This is a genomic window from Mesorhizobium sp. M7A.F.Ca.MR.148.00.0.0 (assembly GCF_003997735.1).
Lineage (GTDB): Bacteria > Pseudomonadota > Alphaproteobacteria > Rhizobiales > Rhizobiaceae > Mesorhizobium.
Genome location: NZ_RZTB01000003.1, coordinates 25,061 through 41,560, shown reverse-complemented (window position 1 = coordinate 41,560; position 16,500 = coordinate 25,061). Strand labels below are relative to the sequence as shown.

At 63.7% G+C, this 16,500-nt stretch carries 14 protein-coding genes; 6 read left to right on the top strand and 8 right to left on the bottom strand.

The features are described from left to right. Nucleotides 1-66: 66 nt before the first annotated feature. The 5 genes from EOB49_RS01955 to secA form a co-directional block, all read right to left on the bottom strand. Nucleotides 67-1,272: a hypothetical protein gene (locus tag EOB49_RS01955; protein WP_127379990.1), complete on the bottom strand. Its 1,206-nt coding sequence runs from the start codon at nt 1,270-1,272 to the stop codon at nt 67-69. Nucleotides 1,273-1,542: 270 nt separating this feature from the next. Next, nucleotides 1,543-2,850: a hypothetical protein gene (locus tag EOB49_RS01950; RefSeq protein WP_127379989.1), complete on the bottom strand. Its 1,308-nt coding sequence runs from the start codon at nt 2,848-2,850 to the stop codon at nt 1,543-1,545. Between the two features lie 228 nt (nt 2,851-3,078). Continuing rightward, a complete protein-coding gene (locus tag EOB49_RS01945) occupies nt 3,079-4,359 on the bottom strand; it encodes a GNAT family N-acetyltransferase (protein WP_127272362.1) in 1,281 nt (426 codons plus the stop codon). After that, nucleotides 4,359-5,759: a lipopolysaccharide biosynthesis protein gene (locus EOB49_RS01940; protein ID WP_127379988.1), complete on the bottom strand. Its 1,401-nt coding sequence runs from the start codon at nt 5,757-5,759 to the stop codon at nt 4,359-4,361. The genes EOB49_RS01945 and EOB49_RS01940 overlap by 1 nt, the downstream gene beginning before the upstream one ends. A 354-nt stretch (nt 5,760-6,113) precedes the next feature. Beyond that, nucleotides 6,114-8,846, bottom strand: a complete 2,733-nt coding sequence (gene secA / locus EOB49_RS01935; protein WP_127269308.1) for a preprotein translocase subunit SecA — start codon at nt 8,844-8,846, stop codon at nt 6,114-6,116. Between the two features lie 268 nt (nt 8,847-9,114). Between secA and EOB49_RS01930 the strand changes: the two genes are divergently transcribed. After that, a complete protein-coding gene (locus EOB49_RS01930) occupies nt 9,115-10,032 on the top strand; it encodes a peptidylprolyl isomerase (RefSeq protein ID WP_127379987.1) in 918 nt (305 codons plus the stop codon). Nucleotides 10,033-10,100: 68 nt separating this feature from the next. Here the strand turns inward: EOB49_RS01930 and EOB49_RS01925 are convergent, their stop codons facing one another. Continuing rightward, nucleotides 10,101-10,700 (bottom strand): TetR/AcrR family transcriptional regulator, encoded by a 600-nt coding sequence (locus EOB49_RS01925; RefSeq protein ID WP_127379986.1) that lies wholly within the window; start codon nt 10,698-10,700, stop codon nt 10,101-10,103. Between the two features lie 307 nt (nt 10,701-11,007). Continuing rightward, nucleotides 11,008-12,237 carry a caspase domain-containing protein gene (locus tag EOB49_RS01920; RefSeq protein WP_127379985.1) on the bottom strand — a complete coding sequence of 410 codons (1,230 nt, stop codon included), beginning with the start codon at nt 12,235-12,237 and terminating at the stop codon, nt 11,008-11,010. Between the two features lie 170 nt (nt 12,238-12,407). Between EOB49_RS01920 and argJ the strand changes: the two genes are divergently transcribed. From argJ to EOB49_RS01895, 5 genes are all read left to right on the top strand, one after another. Then, nucleotides 12,408-13,649 (top strand): bifunctional glutamate N-acetyltransferase/amino-acid acetyltransferase ArgJ, encoded by a 1,242-nt coding sequence (gene argJ, locus EOB49_RS01915; RefSeq protein WP_127379984.1) that lies wholly within the window; start codon nt 12,408-12,410, stop codon nt 13,647-13,649. 29 nt (nt 13,650-13,678) lie between these two features. Further along, nucleotides 13,679-14,431 carry a GNAT family N-acetyltransferase gene (locus EOB49_RS01910; protein WP_127322230.1) on the top strand — a complete coding sequence of 251 codons (753 nt, stop codon included), beginning with the start codon at nt 13,679-13,681 and terminating at the stop codon, nt 14,429-14,431. Continuing rightward, entirely contained in the window at nt 14,424-14,846 is a 423-nt protein-coding gene (gene mutT, locus EOB49_RS01905) for an 8-oxo-dGTP diphosphatase MutT (protein ID WP_127322229.1), read from the top strand. The genes EOB49_RS01910 and mutT overlap by 8 nt, the downstream gene beginning before the upstream one ends. 127 nt (nt 14,847-14,973) lie before the next feature. Then, the gene (locus tag EOB49_RS01900; RefSeq protein WP_127379983.1) at nt 14,974-15,288 is read left to right on the top strand and encodes a hypothetical protein; all 315 of its coding nucleotides are present in this window, start codon (nt 14,974-14,976) and stop codon (nt 15,286-15,288) included. A gap of 109 nt (nt 15,289-15,397) precedes the next feature. Then, nucleotides 15,398-15,583 carry a Flp family type IVb pilin gene (locus tag EOB49_RS01895; RefSeq protein ID WP_127379982.1) on the top strand — a complete coding sequence of 62 codons (186 nt, stop codon included), beginning with the start codon at nt 15,398-15,400 and terminating at the stop codon, nt 15,581-15,583. Between the two features lie 27 nt (nt 15,584-15,610). Here the strand turns inward: EOB49_RS01895 and EOB49_RS01890 are convergent, their stop codons facing one another. Next, nucleotides 15,611-16,486: a methyltransferase domain-containing protein gene (locus tag EOB49_RS01890; protein WP_127379981.1), complete on the bottom strand. Its 876-nt coding sequence runs from the start codon at nt 16,484-16,486 to the stop codon at nt 15,611-15,613. Nucleotides 16,487-16,500: the final 14 nt, after the last annotated feature.

The following is a 16,500-nucleotide window of genomic DNA, read 5'->3' as shown; positions in this document are numbered from 1 at the left end:
GTGTATCGTGGTCTGCTGTTTCCCATGCTAACGCTTGCCGGCCCTTGTTCGCCTGCAAGTGCCCCTTCAGGCTGATCGGCGCTTTTCGCTCAACAAAACTCGCAGATGCGGTAACGCCGCATGCGCCACCGCCTTGGGTGGTTGTGTGAACATGCAAGGCGGTTCCGCAGCGCCTTGAAGGCAGGTCTTTTGCCAATCCAATGTAAGAGACCAACAACCGCCGCAGACACGCGGGGCAATATTGATATTGTTCGGGTAGGCGTAATAGCCGATCGGCGTTGGACCGAAAACGACACAACACGGCGTCCCTACACAGCTTGCGATATGAACAAGCCCTCCCTCCATGTCGAAATGCATGGACGAGTTCGCAAGAACGGAGGTGATTTGCGGCTGTGTTGTCTTGGAAGAAAGGTTGTAGTCGGCCGAACTGAGGGTGCCTCCTACCACGCCGACTTGAACAACCGGAAGATCCGGCAACTGCGCCTTCACCTCTTTCACGACATCATCCAAGAACGGATAATCTCGCGTAGCTCGAGGGCGACCCGACTCCTCGCTGAAGGAATTATGGACGGTAATGTAGGGTTTATGGTCCAGTCCCAAGCTTTGAACCAAGGACGCATCCTCAGGTAACGGATATTGATGGCCGCCAAAGGGCACACCGCTGACATGGTTCAGAAAGGTGTCTCGCCTCACGTTCTGAAATTGGGCTACAAGTGCTGGATGGAAGTCCAAATGAGGATGCGCATCGATCGCATGCGAAAACATCTTCCGATACGGTGCGATGCTTTGCAGCATTGCTGAAAGCGCCGGCCACCGTTCGGCAGCGGCAGAACTCATGTGCACAAGATCTACGGTGTGTGTGAGCTGCAGGACAAGAAGATATCGATGCGTGACCCACGTAAATACGCGTTTCGGAGCTTCAATGAAAGTTACATCCGGGAGAGGCTCGTAGAGCCAGCCCATTCCGCCCGTTACGGAATAGACGTCGATCTTTGCGCGGCCAAAGTGGCTCAGCAGATCGCGAATAAACCGGACGGCCACGATATGGTCGCCCATGCCGCCTGTTACACGAATGGCAATGCTGTCTCGTCGTTCTACGTTGATCGCTAAATGAAGTGCTAACGCCGCATTCTTGAAGCCGTTGCGCGTCCTGCGTGAGAAGCGCGTAAGGCCCCGATCTTGCCTACTCATGGCGATTCCTAAGCTTTGACGTTGAACATTCTTCCAAACGGTATCTACGCCGCCGCCGCTCCAGATGCTATCCAAGGGCATGGAGCGCTCGGCGATGCAATGATCGAGCCGGGACTGATGGCGAGGAGACCTGCGGCAGCCATTTCATTTTTCATGGCTCGGAATCCTCGCTCTGGCAGGGATCAAGACGCTTGCTGAGGGCATCCACAGACACGACAACCGTTGGAATGCACTCGACGTTTCGACGGCCTCGAGTTCGGTGTGCCAGAAGGGCGGCGACGTCATGCCGATCACCAACACGTCCGTCGGCTCGACGTGGCCACCTGCGTACCGATACATCTGAGCAGGCGGTCAAGACGCTTTGCGCGTCCCGCCGGTGGGGCCGCCGTCATTGGCCGCGCCGATCTCGCCAGCCGCCAGCAATTCGTCGAATGTCCGCTCGAGATCGGCATTGTCATCGGCTGCCGGTCCGCTGGGGGGATCCTGGCGTGTCAGCGTTTCCAGCCTTTGGTGAAGCTGGCGGTTTTCATCGCGGCAACGGGCATGCGCGAGTTCGTCGGTCATGCCGCGCAAGCGGAGATCGGCGAGTTGGACCTTCACCGCGCCATAGTCTCGGCGCGCCGCGTCGCGCTCCTGGCGCAACGTCGCGATCTCGGCTTCCGAGGTTTGGCCCCGATACTCGGCCACGTCCTCGGCGCGCTGCCCGACCCTCGGCGTTGCGCGGACCACGCTTTGATCGGCGGCGCTGCGCTGGAGCGAGCGCAACCTCTTTTCAAGTTCGACGGCCCGCTCCTGCGCGGCGGCGGCGCAATCGCCGAGAACGCCGCGCTGATGCTCAAGCGTGGACAGCCGCGCCTGCAGGTCCTGCCGCACCAGCATCTGCGCAGACAGTTTGCCGGTCAGTCTTTCGTTGTGGAGCTGGTAGTCCGCGACCTTGGAACGAAGCAGCATGGCGGCCTGTTGCAAGCTGGCGAGCCGCGATGCAACGTCCTCACGCGCCTGCTCGGCGGCTTGCCTGGCGATGATCTCGTCGCGAAGTTGCCCCGACACGCGCGCCAGGTTCCGGCCCAGACGCTCGACCTCGACATTCGCTTCGAGGAACCGTGTTGCGCGCTGGCCGGCATGCCTGTCCGCTTGCGCAATGGTCTGCCGTGCCCTGTCGAGTTGGACCTCCAGGTCGGCGATGGTCTTGCTCGCGATCGATAGCTCGCGCGATTTTCGCCCAAGCTCTTTCGAGGTACGATCCTGCAAGCGTTGCAGCTTCGCCACCTCTTCCTGCAATTCCCATTTGTCGGTATCGGGAGCGTCGGCATCGTGCGTTTGCGCATCAAGCCTGCCCACATCGTGGTCAACCAGCGACCACGCCAAGTCGTCAACGGCACGTGGATCCAGCCTGTCGTTGGACAAGGGCGAGGAGCCGCGCATGGCGCGGGCCTGGCTCGAGCCCGTCCGGGCCGAAGTCGAGCCGAGGGAGGCGGCCAGCGTGTCTGACTGGGCCAATCCGGTCACGGGCTCCTCTTCGAAGAGAGGCAAAGCTTGATACGTTGCGGCTCGAATGCTTCGAATCAGTTCGTCGAAGTCTTCGTCGGCCCTTCGGACAACGGCGCTATCCTCCGCACTGATGTGCCGGGCGCCGTTGGCCTCATGATTCAGCGACATTTCTCTCTCATCGCTACCGAATCACTAGATTATCGTGAATTAAGAACAAGAATGCGAGTAGGTTTTATCGGCTTTCACTGGAATTTTCTGCGAGAAATCTCGTTTTTTTATAAGCAGAGATCAATATTCGCGTTTGCCTGCTGGCAACCGAAGTAAACTCCCGGTCACCCACCCGTCAAATATTGCAGCGAAGATGTGCCATTCTCCAGAACCGCACCCTGCCTTTTCTCAGCGCCGCCCCAACAGGCTCTTCATGCGGTTGCGCAGCAGGCGGGCCATGTTGCGGGTCTCGCGGTAGAGGTGCAGTTGCGAGGCGGCCTGGCGGGTGAGGCGATCGGCGTCCGGCGCCAGGCCGATCACCAGCGTGCCCATCGGCTTGCGCTCCGCCCAGAGCCGGCTCATCACCGGGTGGTCGGGCACCGCGCAGGAATCGGTCATCATGATGTTGGGATCGTCGAGATGCTGCCTGGTCACCTCGATCATCAGCAGCGTGCCGGGCGAATAGCTGGCCAGCGTCTCGTCATAGGCGGTCTTCCAGGTGTAGGCGATGCCGGCTTCGACGAAGACGATCAGGCATGCGATGGTGCGGCCGTCGAGCGTCAGCGAATGGATGCGGCACATGTCCTGTTCGGCCAGCCGGTGCACGGCTTCGCGGGCGAAGGCGGCGCGGAAGCGGTCGATCGCCATGGCGGTGCGTTCGCGGCCTTTCCAGCCGGCCGCTTCCAGCGACAGGAAGCCTTCGATGGCATGGCGGATGTCTTCGGGGCCGCGCGCCACGACATGCTCAAGCTTGCCAAGGTCGCCAAGGCGCCGCTTCAGGCGGCGGAACTCGCGATAATGGTGCGCGCGCAGCGAGGCCTTCAGATAATCGTCTCCATCGAGCTCGCTCTCCAGCGCCGGGCGCTGGATCTGGCCGGTGGTGACCAGCGTCAGGCCGCGCGCCTCGGCCACGGTGGCAAGCAGGCTCGCCACCGGGCCATCGAGCCGGACATCGGCCAGGACGAAGACTTTCGGCAGCTTGAGGTGCGGGCGCGACAGCATCGAGAAGAAGTCTTCGACGACGCCGACAGGATCGTCGCGGTCGACCAGCGGCGTGCCGAGCGGACCGAACGGGCTCGACCATGTGCGCATGACCGGCACGCCGAGCGGCACCACCGGCCGTTCCACCGAGAACGGCACCAGAAGGCGCAGCCGGTTGCGGTATTCGTCGCCGTCGCGGATGACCGCCAGCCGCACCTCGCGGTCCTCCAGCCGCGGCATGGCGGGCGCCAGGAAACGCGGGTTGAAGAACACGTTGGGCTCGACCGTGCGGGCGCAGAGATAATCCAGCTCCTCGACCAGGTCGAAGCCGGCCGATGCCGGATAGATGGCGAGCTTGCGCTCGGGCCGGTTGTTGGCGAGGATTTCGATATGGGCGGGGTCGGCGTCGCGGGTCAGCCCGGCAAGGCCCGACACCATGGCGCCGGCGGTGCCGCCGCTGGTTTCCTCAAGCAACGGGATGGCAGCCATCACGCGGCTCCTTTCGGGGCTAAGAAGATGAGCATGGTGATGCCGAGCTTGCGCCACACCGTGAAGGAGAGCGCGCCGGCTTCGAAGATCATGGCAAAGGCGGTGGCCATTGCTGCGCCCCACAGGCCGAACATCGGGATGAGCACCACATTGAGGGCGATGTTGAAGGCCAGCGTCATGGCATAGACGGCAGCACAGATGTTCTGGTTGCCGCTCATCGTCAGCAGGCTTTCGCAGGGGCCGACGGCGGCCCGCGCCACGACGCCGAAGACAAGCAGGAACAGCAACGGATAGCCTGATGTGAATTCAGGGCCGAACAGCACCAGCATCGGCTCGCCGAGCGCCAGCACCAGTAGTGCCATCAAGAGCGATGGCCAGAACGTCCACGACACCGTCTCGCGGGCGAAGGCGGCAAGCCTTTGCGGGTCGCCATGGGTGAACTGCGCATAGCGCTGGGCAACGCCGGCCTTGACGGCGAAGTAGACGAAATGCACCAGCGCCAGCGTCTTCACGGTGGCGAAATAAACGGCGACGTCGTTGGGATCCATATAGGCGCCGACCATCAGCACATCGGCATTGGTCAGCAGGAAGAAGAAGCTCTCGACCAGGAAGATCGGCAGCGAGACGACGAACCATTGCGCGAAATGGACCTTTATCGGCCCCGCCGGGATCTGCCGTTCCATGCGCTGGGTGACACCGACCAGTTGTCCCAGCGTAGTGACGTAAGTGGCGGCGATCGAGGCGAAGATGGCGGTCCTGGCATCGGGTGCGTAGCCCACGAACAGCATCAGCGCCATGAACAGCAGGATCAGCACGGGCCGCACCAGATAGGTCGGCGACAGGGCAAACAACGCCCAGCTGTTGGCGCGTGCCAGGCCCGACAGAAGGTCGGACATGGCAATCATCGGCAGGCAGATGACGCCGAGGATGAACGGGATCACATAATAGTTCTCGATCCAGGGTGCCGCCAGCCAGACGCCGAGCGCGCCGAGCCCGGCAATCAGCGTGGAGGCGATCAGCACGAACAGACGGCTGGCTAGCACGATGCCGCGCAGTTCGTCCATCAAGCCGCGCTCGCGATATTCGGGAATGTAGCGGATGACTGAGGTGTGGAAGCCCAGGCAGGCGAGGTTTCCGACGATGACCATCGTCACCCAGACGAGGACGAAGATGCCGTACTCGAACGAGCCCATCCAGCGTGCCATCAGCACCTGGCTGACGAAGGCGATGACGGCGCTAACGATGCGGACCGAGAAGGCGATGACCGACATGCGGCCGGCCTCGCCGCGCTCGTCGGCGGTGAACAGCACGGCATCGATGCGGCCAAGCAACGGCCCCATGCGCAGCGCCCAACGCTGCGGCAAGAACCGCCCGGCTGTCGTGGCCGCGGAAAAGCGCACCCCGATTTCTCTCCGTTTTCCGCTTCTTTTTCAGGCGCTGGTGTAGCGGAGACACATTAAGAAACGGTTGGGTGAGGAGCGTCCTTCGCCCCGTCCCTATACGGGGAGAAGGTGCCGGCAGGCGGATGAGGGGCGGCGCAGGCGGTGGGAGATCGGGCAGTGCGCGACAAGACGCGCTATGCGCGACTTCGCGCGGGCAAATGGTGGGTCGAGCCGACAAGGGCGTGTTTGCGGTCGCCGGCGAAGCGGCCTTCGCCGGATTTTAGCGGCCCGCAAACGCCGGCGCCGCCCCTCATCCGGCCCTGCGGGCCACCTTCTCCCCGTGAACGGGGAGAAGGGAAGGAAGAAGCGCCCTTACGCGAACGCCCCGTGGCAGTGCTTGTACTTCTTCCCCGAACCGCAGGGGCAGGCTTCGTTGCGGCCGACTTTGCCCCAGGTGGCCTGGTTGTTGGGGTCGCGGTCCTCGGGAGCGACGACGGCGGTTGTCTCCGGGCGGACCAGGAGGGCGGTTTCGCCGCCTTCGAAGTCGTTCTCGCCGGTGGTGCCGTCGATGTGGGTGCCGAACATGTCGGGGGCTTCCGGGGGCGGCGCTTCGGCGGCCTGGCGGACCAGTTCGACGCGCATCAGCTGCGCGGTGACGGCCTGGCGCAGATTGCCCAGCATGGCCTGGAACAGCTCGAATGCCTCGCCCTTGTACTCCTGCAGCGGATCGCGCTGGGCGTAGCCGCGGAAGCCGACGACCGAACGCAGATGGTCGAGATTGACGATGTGCTCGCGCCACAGATGATCGAGCGTCTGCAGCACAACCGAGCGCTCGACATAGTTCATCACCTCGGGGCCAAAACGCTCGGCGCGCTCCTTGGCGGCGGCTTCGGCGGCCTGCCCGATGCGCTCGCGGATGTCGTCCTCGGCGATGCCCTCTTCCTTGGCCCAGTCCTCGACCGGCAGGTCGAGGTTCAGGAACTCGGCGATCTCGGCCTTCAGCCCGGCAACGTTCCACTGCTCGGCATAGGCGTTTTCGGGAATGGCCTTGGCGACGATCTCGTCGATGACGCCTTCGCGCATCTCGGCGATCGTTTCGGAAAGGCCTTCGCCGTCCATCAGTTCGATGCGCTGCTCGAAAACCACCTTGCGTTGGTCGTTGGAGACGTCGTCATATTTCAAAAGGTTCTTGCGGATGTCGAAGTTGCGCGCCTCGACCTTCTTCTGCGCCTTTTCCAGCGCCTTGTTGATCCACGGATGGATGATCGCCTCGTCTTCCTTGAGGCCGAGCTTCTGCAGCATGCCGTCCATGCGCTCGGAACCGAAGATGCGCATCAGGTCATCCTGCAGCGACAGGAAGAATTTCGAGCGGCCGGGGTCGCCCTGTCTTCCTGAACGACCTCTAAGCTGGTTGTCGATGCGGCGCGATTCGTGGCGTTCGGTGGCCAGCACGTAGAGGCCGCCGGCGGCCAGCGCCTTTTCCTTCAGCCGCTCGATGTCGGCAATGATTTCCTTTTCCCGCGCCTCGCGCTCGGGTCCGGCCGGCATGTCGCCGAGCTCTTCCTCGATGCGCATCTCGGCATTGCCCCCGAGCTTGATGTCGGTGCCGCGGCCGGCCATGTTGGTGGCGATGGTGATGGCGCCTGGCTTGCCGGCCTGGGCGACGATCGCCGCCTCGCGCTCGTGATGGCGGGCGTTCAGCACTTCGAAATCGGTAAAACCTTCCTTGCGCAGGCGCTCGGCCAGCTGCTCGGACTTTTCGATGGACGTGGTGCCGACCAGCGTCGGCTGGCCCTTGGCGCTGGCTTCGCGGATCTCCCTGACGATCGCCTTGTATTTCTCTTCGACCGTCCGATAGACCTCGTCGTCCTCGTCGATGCGCACGACCGGCAGATTGGTCGGGATCTCGGTGACTTCGAGGCCGTAGATGTTGCCGAATTCCTCGGCCTCGGTCAGCGCCGTGCCGGTCATGCCGGAGAGCTTCTTGTAGAGGCGGAAATAGTTCTGGAAGGTGACGGAGGCCAGCGTCTGGTTCTCCGGCTGGATCGCCACATGCTCCTTGGCTTCGAGCGCCTGGTGCAGGCCTTCCGAATAGCGGCGGCCCGGCATCATGCGGCCGGTGAACTCGTCGATGATGACGATCTCGCCGTTGCGGACGATGTAGTCCTTGTCCTTCTGGAACAGCCGGTGCGCCTTCAGCGCGTTGTTGACGTGGTGGACGATGGCGACGTTCTCGACGTCGTAGAGCGACTCGCCCTTGAGCAGGCCGGCGTCGCGCAAAAGGTTCTCGAGCTTCTCGGTGCCTTCCTCGGTGAAGATCGAGGTCTTCTGCTTCTCGTCGATCTCATAATCCTGCGGCTGCAGCTGGATGATGAAGGTGTCGATGGTGTTGTACATTTCCGAACGGTCCTCGAGCGGACCGGAAATGATCAGCGGCGTGCGCGCCTCGTCGACCAGGATGGAATCGACTTCGTCGACGATCGCGTAATTGTGACCGCGCTGCACCATCTGGGCGCGCTCGTATTTCATGTTGTCGCGCAGATAGTCGAAGCCAAGCTCGTTGTTGGTGGCGTAGGTGACATCGGCTGCGTAGGCGGCGCTTCGCTCCTCGTCGGACAGGCCATGGACGATGACGCCGACCGAGAGGCCGAGGAACTTGTAGACGCGGCCCATCCATTCGGAGTCGCGGGTGGCCAGGTAATCGTTGACGGTGACGACGTGGACGCCCTTGCCGGCAAGCGCATTGAGGTAGACCGGCAGCGTCGCGACCAGGGTCTTGCCCTCGCCGGTGCGCATCTCGGCAATACCGCCATTGTGCAGCACCATGCCGCCGATTAGCTGGACATCGAAGGGGCGCATGCCGAGCACGCGGCGCGCTGCCTCGCGGGCGGTGGCGAAGGCCGGTACCAACAGGTCGTCGAGTGTGGCGCCGTTGGCGATGTCCTGGCGGAATTTCGCGGTGCGGCCGACCAACTCCTCGTCGGAGAGCGCCCGCATCTCGTTTTCCATGGCGTTGATCGCCTCGACACGGGGCCGGGTCGATTTGACCCGACGGTCGTTGGAGGAACCGAAAACCTTACGGGCGAGACCGCCGAGACTGACCATCCAATGGTCCTTTCGATAGAATTCTCAATCTTGAGATGAGCGCCGGCCGGCCCCATCAATTCCACGTGAACACTGGCGAACACATTAGTGAACACTGGCAAACACAAAAAGCGCCCGGAAAACGGTTCTGGACGCAAAGTCGTTGGACAGATAAGAGGGGGCTCAACTGATGTCAACGCCGCGCTGGCCCTGCTGGCTGCGCCAAATTCCGCCACAATCTGGCCGATCTGGAAGCACCCTCTTAACAATCCCCACCGGAGTCCACCCTATGTCCCTGTTGTTCCGCCGTGCGTCGCTCGCCAGCCTTGGCTTGGCCGTCGGCCTGTCGGCCCTTTCGCTCTCGCCGCTGATGGCGCAGCAAACCGCTCCCGCCCCGGCGGATGCAGCAGCGCCAGCCGCGGCACCGGTCGATCCGAATAAGGTTATCGCCACGGTCAACGGCCAGCCCCTGACCGAAGCCGATCTGGTGCTTGCCGAAGGGGAGTTGTCACAGCAGTTCGCGCAATTGCCGCCAGAGCAGCGCCGTGCCGCAGCGCTCTCGGCGGCCATCGAGATCCGCGTCATGGCCGCCCAGGCGGTCACCACAGGGCTCGACAAGGATCCCGACTTCCAGCGCCGCATGGCCTTCCTGCAGCAGCGCGCGCTGCATGGCGAGATGGTCGAGAAGGGCGTCGTCGACAAGGTCACCGACGCCGAGGTCCGCGCCCGCTACGACCAGGAAATCGCCAACACGCCGCCCACCAACGAGCTGCATGCCCGTCACATCCTCGTGAAGACGAAGGAAGAAGCCGAGGCCATCATCAAGCAACTCGACGGCGGCGCCGACTTCCAGAAGCTCGCCACCGAGCACACCAGCGATCCCTCGGGCAAGACCAGCGGCGGCGATCTCGGCTGGTTCGGACCTGGCCAGATGGTGCCGGAGTTCGACAAGGCGGCCTCCGCGCTCGAGGTCGGCAAGTACACCGAGCAGCCGGTGCAAACGCAGTTCGGCTGGCATGTCATCAAGCTCGAGGACAAGCGCACCAAGCAGCCGCCGGCCTTCGACGACGTCAAGGACCAGGCCAAGCAGGCGGTCATCCGCGACAAATATTTCGCGCTGGTCAAGTCGCTGCGCGCCGGCGCCAAGATCGAGATCCCCGACGCGAACCTGAAGAAGACGGTCGATACGCTGGAAAGCGCCAAGTAAGACCGATAGGTCTTCGAAAAGGGCGCGGCAGCCAGGGGTTGCCGCGCGCCCTTTTTGATTGCCGTGTTTTAGGGGGCGGGCGCCGCTATGCCTCGCATCACGTAGTTGACCGCCTTGCCGATGGTGGCTTCGTTCTCGTCGAGCCGGTTGGTCAACAGATGTCTCCAGGCGAAGGAGGCGATCAGGTCTGCGACAACGGCTGAATCGATTTCGGCCGGGATTTCGCCCCTTGCCTTGGCGCGTTCGATGATCTGGCCGGTATGGGAGCGTCGGCCCAGCGAGTAGTCGGCAAGGGCCGCGGCAGCGGTCTCGTCCGACTGTGCCTCGGCGATCAGCGACCGGAACACGCTTCCCGACGATGTCTCGCGCCAGTGAGCGAACAGGTTTTTCAGGAAGCCGACGAGATCCTCCTCCAGCCGCCCGGTATCGGGAACCTCGACGCGCTTCTGGCGCTGGTAGACCTCAAGCAGCAACGCCGCCTTGCTCGGCCACCAGCGATAGATGGTGGGTTTGCCGGCGCGAGCCCGCCGCGCCACCGCCTCGATCGAGAAACCGGCATAACCGCCTTCGACCAGCACGTCCTCGGCGGCTTGGAGAATGGCCTCGGCGCTGTCAGGGTTGCGCCGCGCACCGATCGATCTGCGCGCCGCATCGGCGTCCTCGGCCATCTCTGTCGTCCTCGCCAACACTTCGCCGGCAATATAGGTGACCCGACGCTCAAACGAAACGGCGCGTTTTCAAGCTTTAGGAACGGATGGTAGCGGCAGGGGTTAAGTTTATTCCCTGGAGTCGACCGGCGTGTCGGTTGCGAAGCCCCAAAAGCAAAACCCGCCGGGGCGGCGGGGTCACTGGCTCAAATCAGCACCATGGGCAAAAATGTAGCATAGCTGCCCTCACCGAGTCAAGAATAAATTCCTACCAATATGCGACCGGCACAAACTTACTGACACCGCCGGACCGGTCGTCGGACGATGTCTACTGCAGGGCTTGCGATGTCTCGGATTCGATACGCCAGCCGCCGTCGACCTTGACCAGCCCAAGCGTAACGCGCGCCTTGCCGGTCAGGCGTGCCGCCGACTTGTCCTTTGGAAGATAGTCGTAGCGCATCGCAAAGACTGCCTCGGCGCGATCTTCGCCCTGTGGAGTGACCTCCAAGCTGCCGGCCTCCATGCTTAGCGACCAGGAGGCCCACTGCGCGAACCAGTCGGCCTTGACCTTGACGATGGCGTCGGCGTCGTAGCGGGTTCCGAAGATGGTCGCCGACGGGCCGTAGAGCCGTTTGACGGTCTCACTCATCGCCTTGGCGTCCGGCGCCAGATAGTCCTGGCGCAGGAAGTTTTCGATCGATCCCTTGTCGTCGCCTACGGAGCGTTCAAGTGCGGCCACTTCCGTTGAAGGCGCCGGCGCCGCGGCCGGCCTTTGTGGCTCTGCGGGTTGTCCGTCCGAGACGAATTCGAAGCGTTCGAGCAGCGATCCCTGCTCCCAGGGGCGCTGGGTTTCGCGGGTTTGCGAAACCACGTCGCGGCGCACCGCGATCATCATGTCGTTGATGCTCTGGCCGGGCTCGGCGATGTGGCGCAGCAGGGCGGCGGCGAAGGGCGAGTTGCGTCCGCTGCCGTCCATGGCGACAGCGCCAGGTGCCGTCGAGAAGGCGATGAACGAGCCGCGCGTCGAATTGAACTGCGCCAGCCCGGCCAGCGCCTTCGCCGAGCGCGTGGTGGCGGTGCGGCTGAGACTGCGGGCAAACGGATTGTTGCGGCAGGCATCGAGAAACACCAGGCTGACCTTGGTCTGCTGTTCCATGATGTCGAGGACTTCGTCGATCGGCACTGCTTCGAGCTGCAACTTGACGGGCACGTCCAGCCTGGCGTCGACCGGCACGATGTAGTTGCGCCCGTCGACCTGCAGGCCGTGGCCGGCATAGTAGAAAAGCCCGACGCCGGCGCCCTGGAGCGCATCGGAAAACGCGCCGATGCTGCGTTCGAGTTCACGCTTGCCGAGATCATTGCCCTCGATCACCTCGAAGCCGACCGAGCGCAGCTTGTCGGCGATGTCGAGGGCGTCGTTGACCGGGTTGGCCAGCGTGCCGGCTTCGGCGTAAGTGCCGTTGCCGATGACAAGCGCCACGCGCCGTTGCGGCTGCGCATCCGCGCTCAGCAGCAAAAGTCCCAGAAATGCCCATGCAAGGATCGCAAGCCTGCCCATGGGGCAGATCATAACGCCATCGGCCCCGGTGACGCCACCGGATTTGAAATGCAGGCCTAACCACGAGCGGGTTCGAGCTCCCGGGCAAGAGCGACGAAAACGCCCTTGCGCCCGCGCGGTCTATCGGGCAAACCGGCCTTCCCCTGCGATTTTTCCCGCCCGAGGCCTCCATGTCCACGACGATTTCGCCGCTCGCGCCGAAGAAATACCCGAAAATGCCGGAAATCGATGGGGTGCGCATCGCCACCGCCGAGGCAGGGATAAAGTACAAGAGCCGCACCGATCTTTTGACCATGGTCTTCGATGAAGGCACCGCGGTCGCCGGCGTGTTCACGAAATCGAAATGCCCTTCGGCGCCGGTCGATTTCTGCCGGCAGAATCTCGGTGCAGGCAAGGCCCGGGTGCTGGTCGTCAATTCCGGGAACGCCAACGCCTTCACCGGCAGGAAAGGCCGCGAGTCGACCGCGCTGACCGGCGAGGCGGCGGCGAAGGCGGCCGGCTGCACGGCAGCGGAGGTTTTCCTGGCCTCGACGGGCGTCATCGGCGAGCCGCTCGACACCAGCAAATTCAGCCACCTGCTGGCCGGGCTGGTCAGCAATGGCAAGCCTGGGCTCTGGACCGAAGCGGCAAAGGCGATCATGACCACGGATACCTATCCGAAACTGGCGACTGCGACCGTCAAGCTCGGCGACGCCGATGTCACCATCAACGGCATTTCCAAGGGCGCCGGCATGATCGCGCCCGACATGGCGACGATGCTCTCCTTCATCGCCACCGATGCGCCGATCGCCGCCCCCGTCCTGCAGGATCTGTTGTCGCGCGGCACGGCCAAGACCTTCAACGCGGTCACCGTCGACAGCGACACGTCGACCAGCGACACGCTGCTGATCTTCGCCACCGGCAAGGCCGCCAAGCGCGGCGCGCCCGAGATAACCGATCCCAGGGATGCCCGTCTCGGCGCGTTCCGCCGGGCGCTCGGCAAGGTGCTGAAATCGCTGGCGCTGCAAGTGGTGCGCGACGGCGAGGGCGCCCGCAAGCAGGTCGAAGTCACCGTCACCGGCGCCAAATCGGCGCGCTCGGCCAAGCGCATCGCGCTGTCCATTGCCAATTCGCCGCTGGTCAAGACGGCGGTCGCCGGCGAGGACGCCAATTGGGGCCGCGTCGTCATGGCCGTCGGCAAGGCCGGCGAACCCGCCGATCGCGACCGGCTGTCGATCTGGTTCGGCGACAACAGGCTGGCGCATGAAGGCGAGCGCGACCCCGGCTACTCCGAGGCCGCGACGTCGGCCTACATGAAGCGCGACGACATCCGCATCCGTGCCGATATCGGCATCGGCCGCGGCAAGGCGACGGTGTGGACCTGCGATCTCACCAAGGAATATGTCGCCATCAATGGCGATTATCGGAGCTGACGGTTTTGAGCTCCAGGCATCCGGCAAGCATGCTCGCGATCGTACGCCGCTACGAGGCTGCCGGCTTTCGCGCCTGGCCGGCAGCCGCCGTCCACTATGACGGCACCTGGGTGGTGCGGCTGACCGCCGGCCATCCGGCCAAGCGGCTGAACTCCGTCAATCCGCTCGATCCCGGCGATATCATGCACATGGCCGACCGTATCGGCCGGGCCAGCCGCCGTTTCGATGCCTATGGAAGGCCGCTGACGTTCCGCATGTCGCCGCTGTCGGGCCCCGATCTCGCCAGCCATCTCGACCGCGAGGGCTGGAGCCGGTTCGACGAGTCGCTGGTCATGCGGCTGCCGCTGGCCGGCGCGCAGCTCGACGCCGCCATGGACCAGATTCCGCTCAAGGACATCAGCCGCTTCATCGGTGCGTTGCTCAAGGTCAGCGGTTCGGATGTTTCGCTGCGGCCCGGCCTGTCGGAGATCATCGGTGCCATCCAGCCCGAAGCCGGGCTGTTCGCGCTCGAAGATGGAGCCGAGGCACTGGCAACGCTTATCTGCGTGCATGACGGCGATCTCGCCGGCTTGTTCGAGGTCGCCACCGACAGATCGGCGCGCAACAGGGGCCATGGCCGCAACCTGATCCTGTCGGCGCTCAAATGGGCGCGGCTGCGGGGCGCGCGGGAAGCATGGCTGCAGGTCGAGGCCAACAACGTGCCGGCGCTGGCGCTCTACCATTCGCTCGGCTTCGAGGAAGTCTATCGCTACCACTACCGCCGGCCGCCGGGTCATGAATGATGTCGTGACCGCCGGCAAACGCCTGCTCCTGGTCGCCGCCTGCGCGCTGGTCGATGCCGACGGCCGGGTGCTTCTGGCGCAGCGGCCTCAGGGCAAGCAACTTGCCGGATTGTGGGAATTTCCCGGCGGCAAGGTCGAGCCCGGCGAGACGCCCGAACAGTGCATCATTCGCGAACTGCATGAAGAAATCGGCATCGAAACCGACATTCCATGCCTGGCGCCGCTTACTTTCGCCAGTCATTCCTACGACGATTTCCACCTGCTGATGCCGCTGTTCATCTGCCGCCGCTTTCGCGGCATAGCCCAGCCCAGGGAAGGGCAGACGCTGAAATGGGTGCGGCCGAAGCAGATGCGCGACTATCCGATGCCGCCGGCCGATGCGCCGCTGATCCCGTTCCTCATCGATCTTCTCTGAGGTTCGCGTCCGGTCGCTTCCTGCCGAGGCGTGTATCAGCCAGCGTTAATGGAAGATTTATCTCGTCGTGAAAAATTGAAGCATGGCCGTTCGCGGCCGAGCCGTCGATTTGCCGGGGAGCGATAGCATGAGCCTAGACAGGGATTGGGACTCGATCCGGCCCGAGCGCGGTTTTCGCGCCGCCGATGCGGGCATGGGCATATTGCGCATCACGCTGCTGTTCGGTTCGGCCGCGGTGGCGCTGGCGCTGATCGCAACCCCTTTCCTCGACAGCCAGACACACTCGCTGTCGGCCCGTGATGGTTTCGGCGGGCTTGACATGGCGGCGACAGGCTCGATCGGCCATCGCGAAACCTACACGCTGCGCCGCAGCGTGCTGCAGCCGCAACCGAGCTCGGTCTGCATCATCAGGTCCAATGGCAGGAGCAGCGGCGACTGCTGACATGGTTAAGAGATTTCGGAAAGGCGGCAGCTTCATCGCCTGTTAAGCCTTTGCCGTTAACCTTTCTTAACAGGTCGGCTGTAAGGTCCCGGACAGAGGGGTTAAGGCCATGAAAGCAGTGCTGCTGCGTTTTCTGAACGACGAGACCGGCGCCACGGCCGTCGAATATGGCTTGATCGTCGCCGTTCTGTCACTGGCCATCGTCGGCGGCATCGGCCGGGTCTTCGACTCGCTCATCTGGCTGTTCAGCGACAACAGCAGCAAGCTTGCGAACGCTTTCGCACCCACGCCCTGATCCGGCTTTCCGCGCCTGCGGGCAGGATCATTGCCCGCCGGGCGCCTCCAGGATTGTTTTCAGCGAGACCTTGGCCGACCCTGGCTTAAGCGGTTTTTGCTGCGATGCGTCGGGCGCCCAGCCGGACATCCAGACAATCGAGAAACTTGCCCTCACGCGGCCGTCGGGGTCGGAAAACCGATCGGCGTAGATTTCCGCCGCGCGGGCAAACAGCTTGCGCGAGCCCGGCCGCCGGCTGCGATCGGTGAGCGCAGAGGTTTCGCCCATGGCCCGCAGATCCGCCATCAGGTTGAACAGGCTGGCATAGCGCACCGTCACCGTCTCGACGTCGGCGACCGGCAGAGCGAGACCGGCGCGCTGCAGCAGCGCACCGGCATCGCGCACGTCGGTGAACGGGGCGACACGCGGGCTGGCGCCGCCGTAAAGCTCGGTCTCGGCCGAAAGCAGGCTTTCGCGCAACTCGTAAAGCGTACCGGCGCCGGCAAAGGCGCCGAGGAAAAGCCCATCCGGCCGCAACGCACGGCGGATCTGGATCAGCATGCCGGGAATGTCGTTCATGGCCTGCAGCGACAGAAGCGACACCGCCAGATCGAGGCTTTCCGCTTCGAACGGCACGGTTTCGAGCGGTGCGATCAAGCCGGCGCCGCCACTGCTCAGGAAGGCCGTGTCCGCCTCGACGCGGACGATGTCGGCGACCTTGCCGCTTTCGGCGAGCGTTTCGGCTGCTGCCGGCGTTTGGCAAAACAGCACAGCCGCCTTGCCGAACCTGCGCTCGACGGCACCCAGCCGGTCGGCAAGGTCCTCGGCCGTGCGGCGCATGAGGAAGTCCGCACCGTCGACCGGATGGGCAAGCGCGCGCCGCTTGTGCGCCAGCCATAGAGAGGTATCCATTATCGGCTGCAACGGGCAGATCCTTT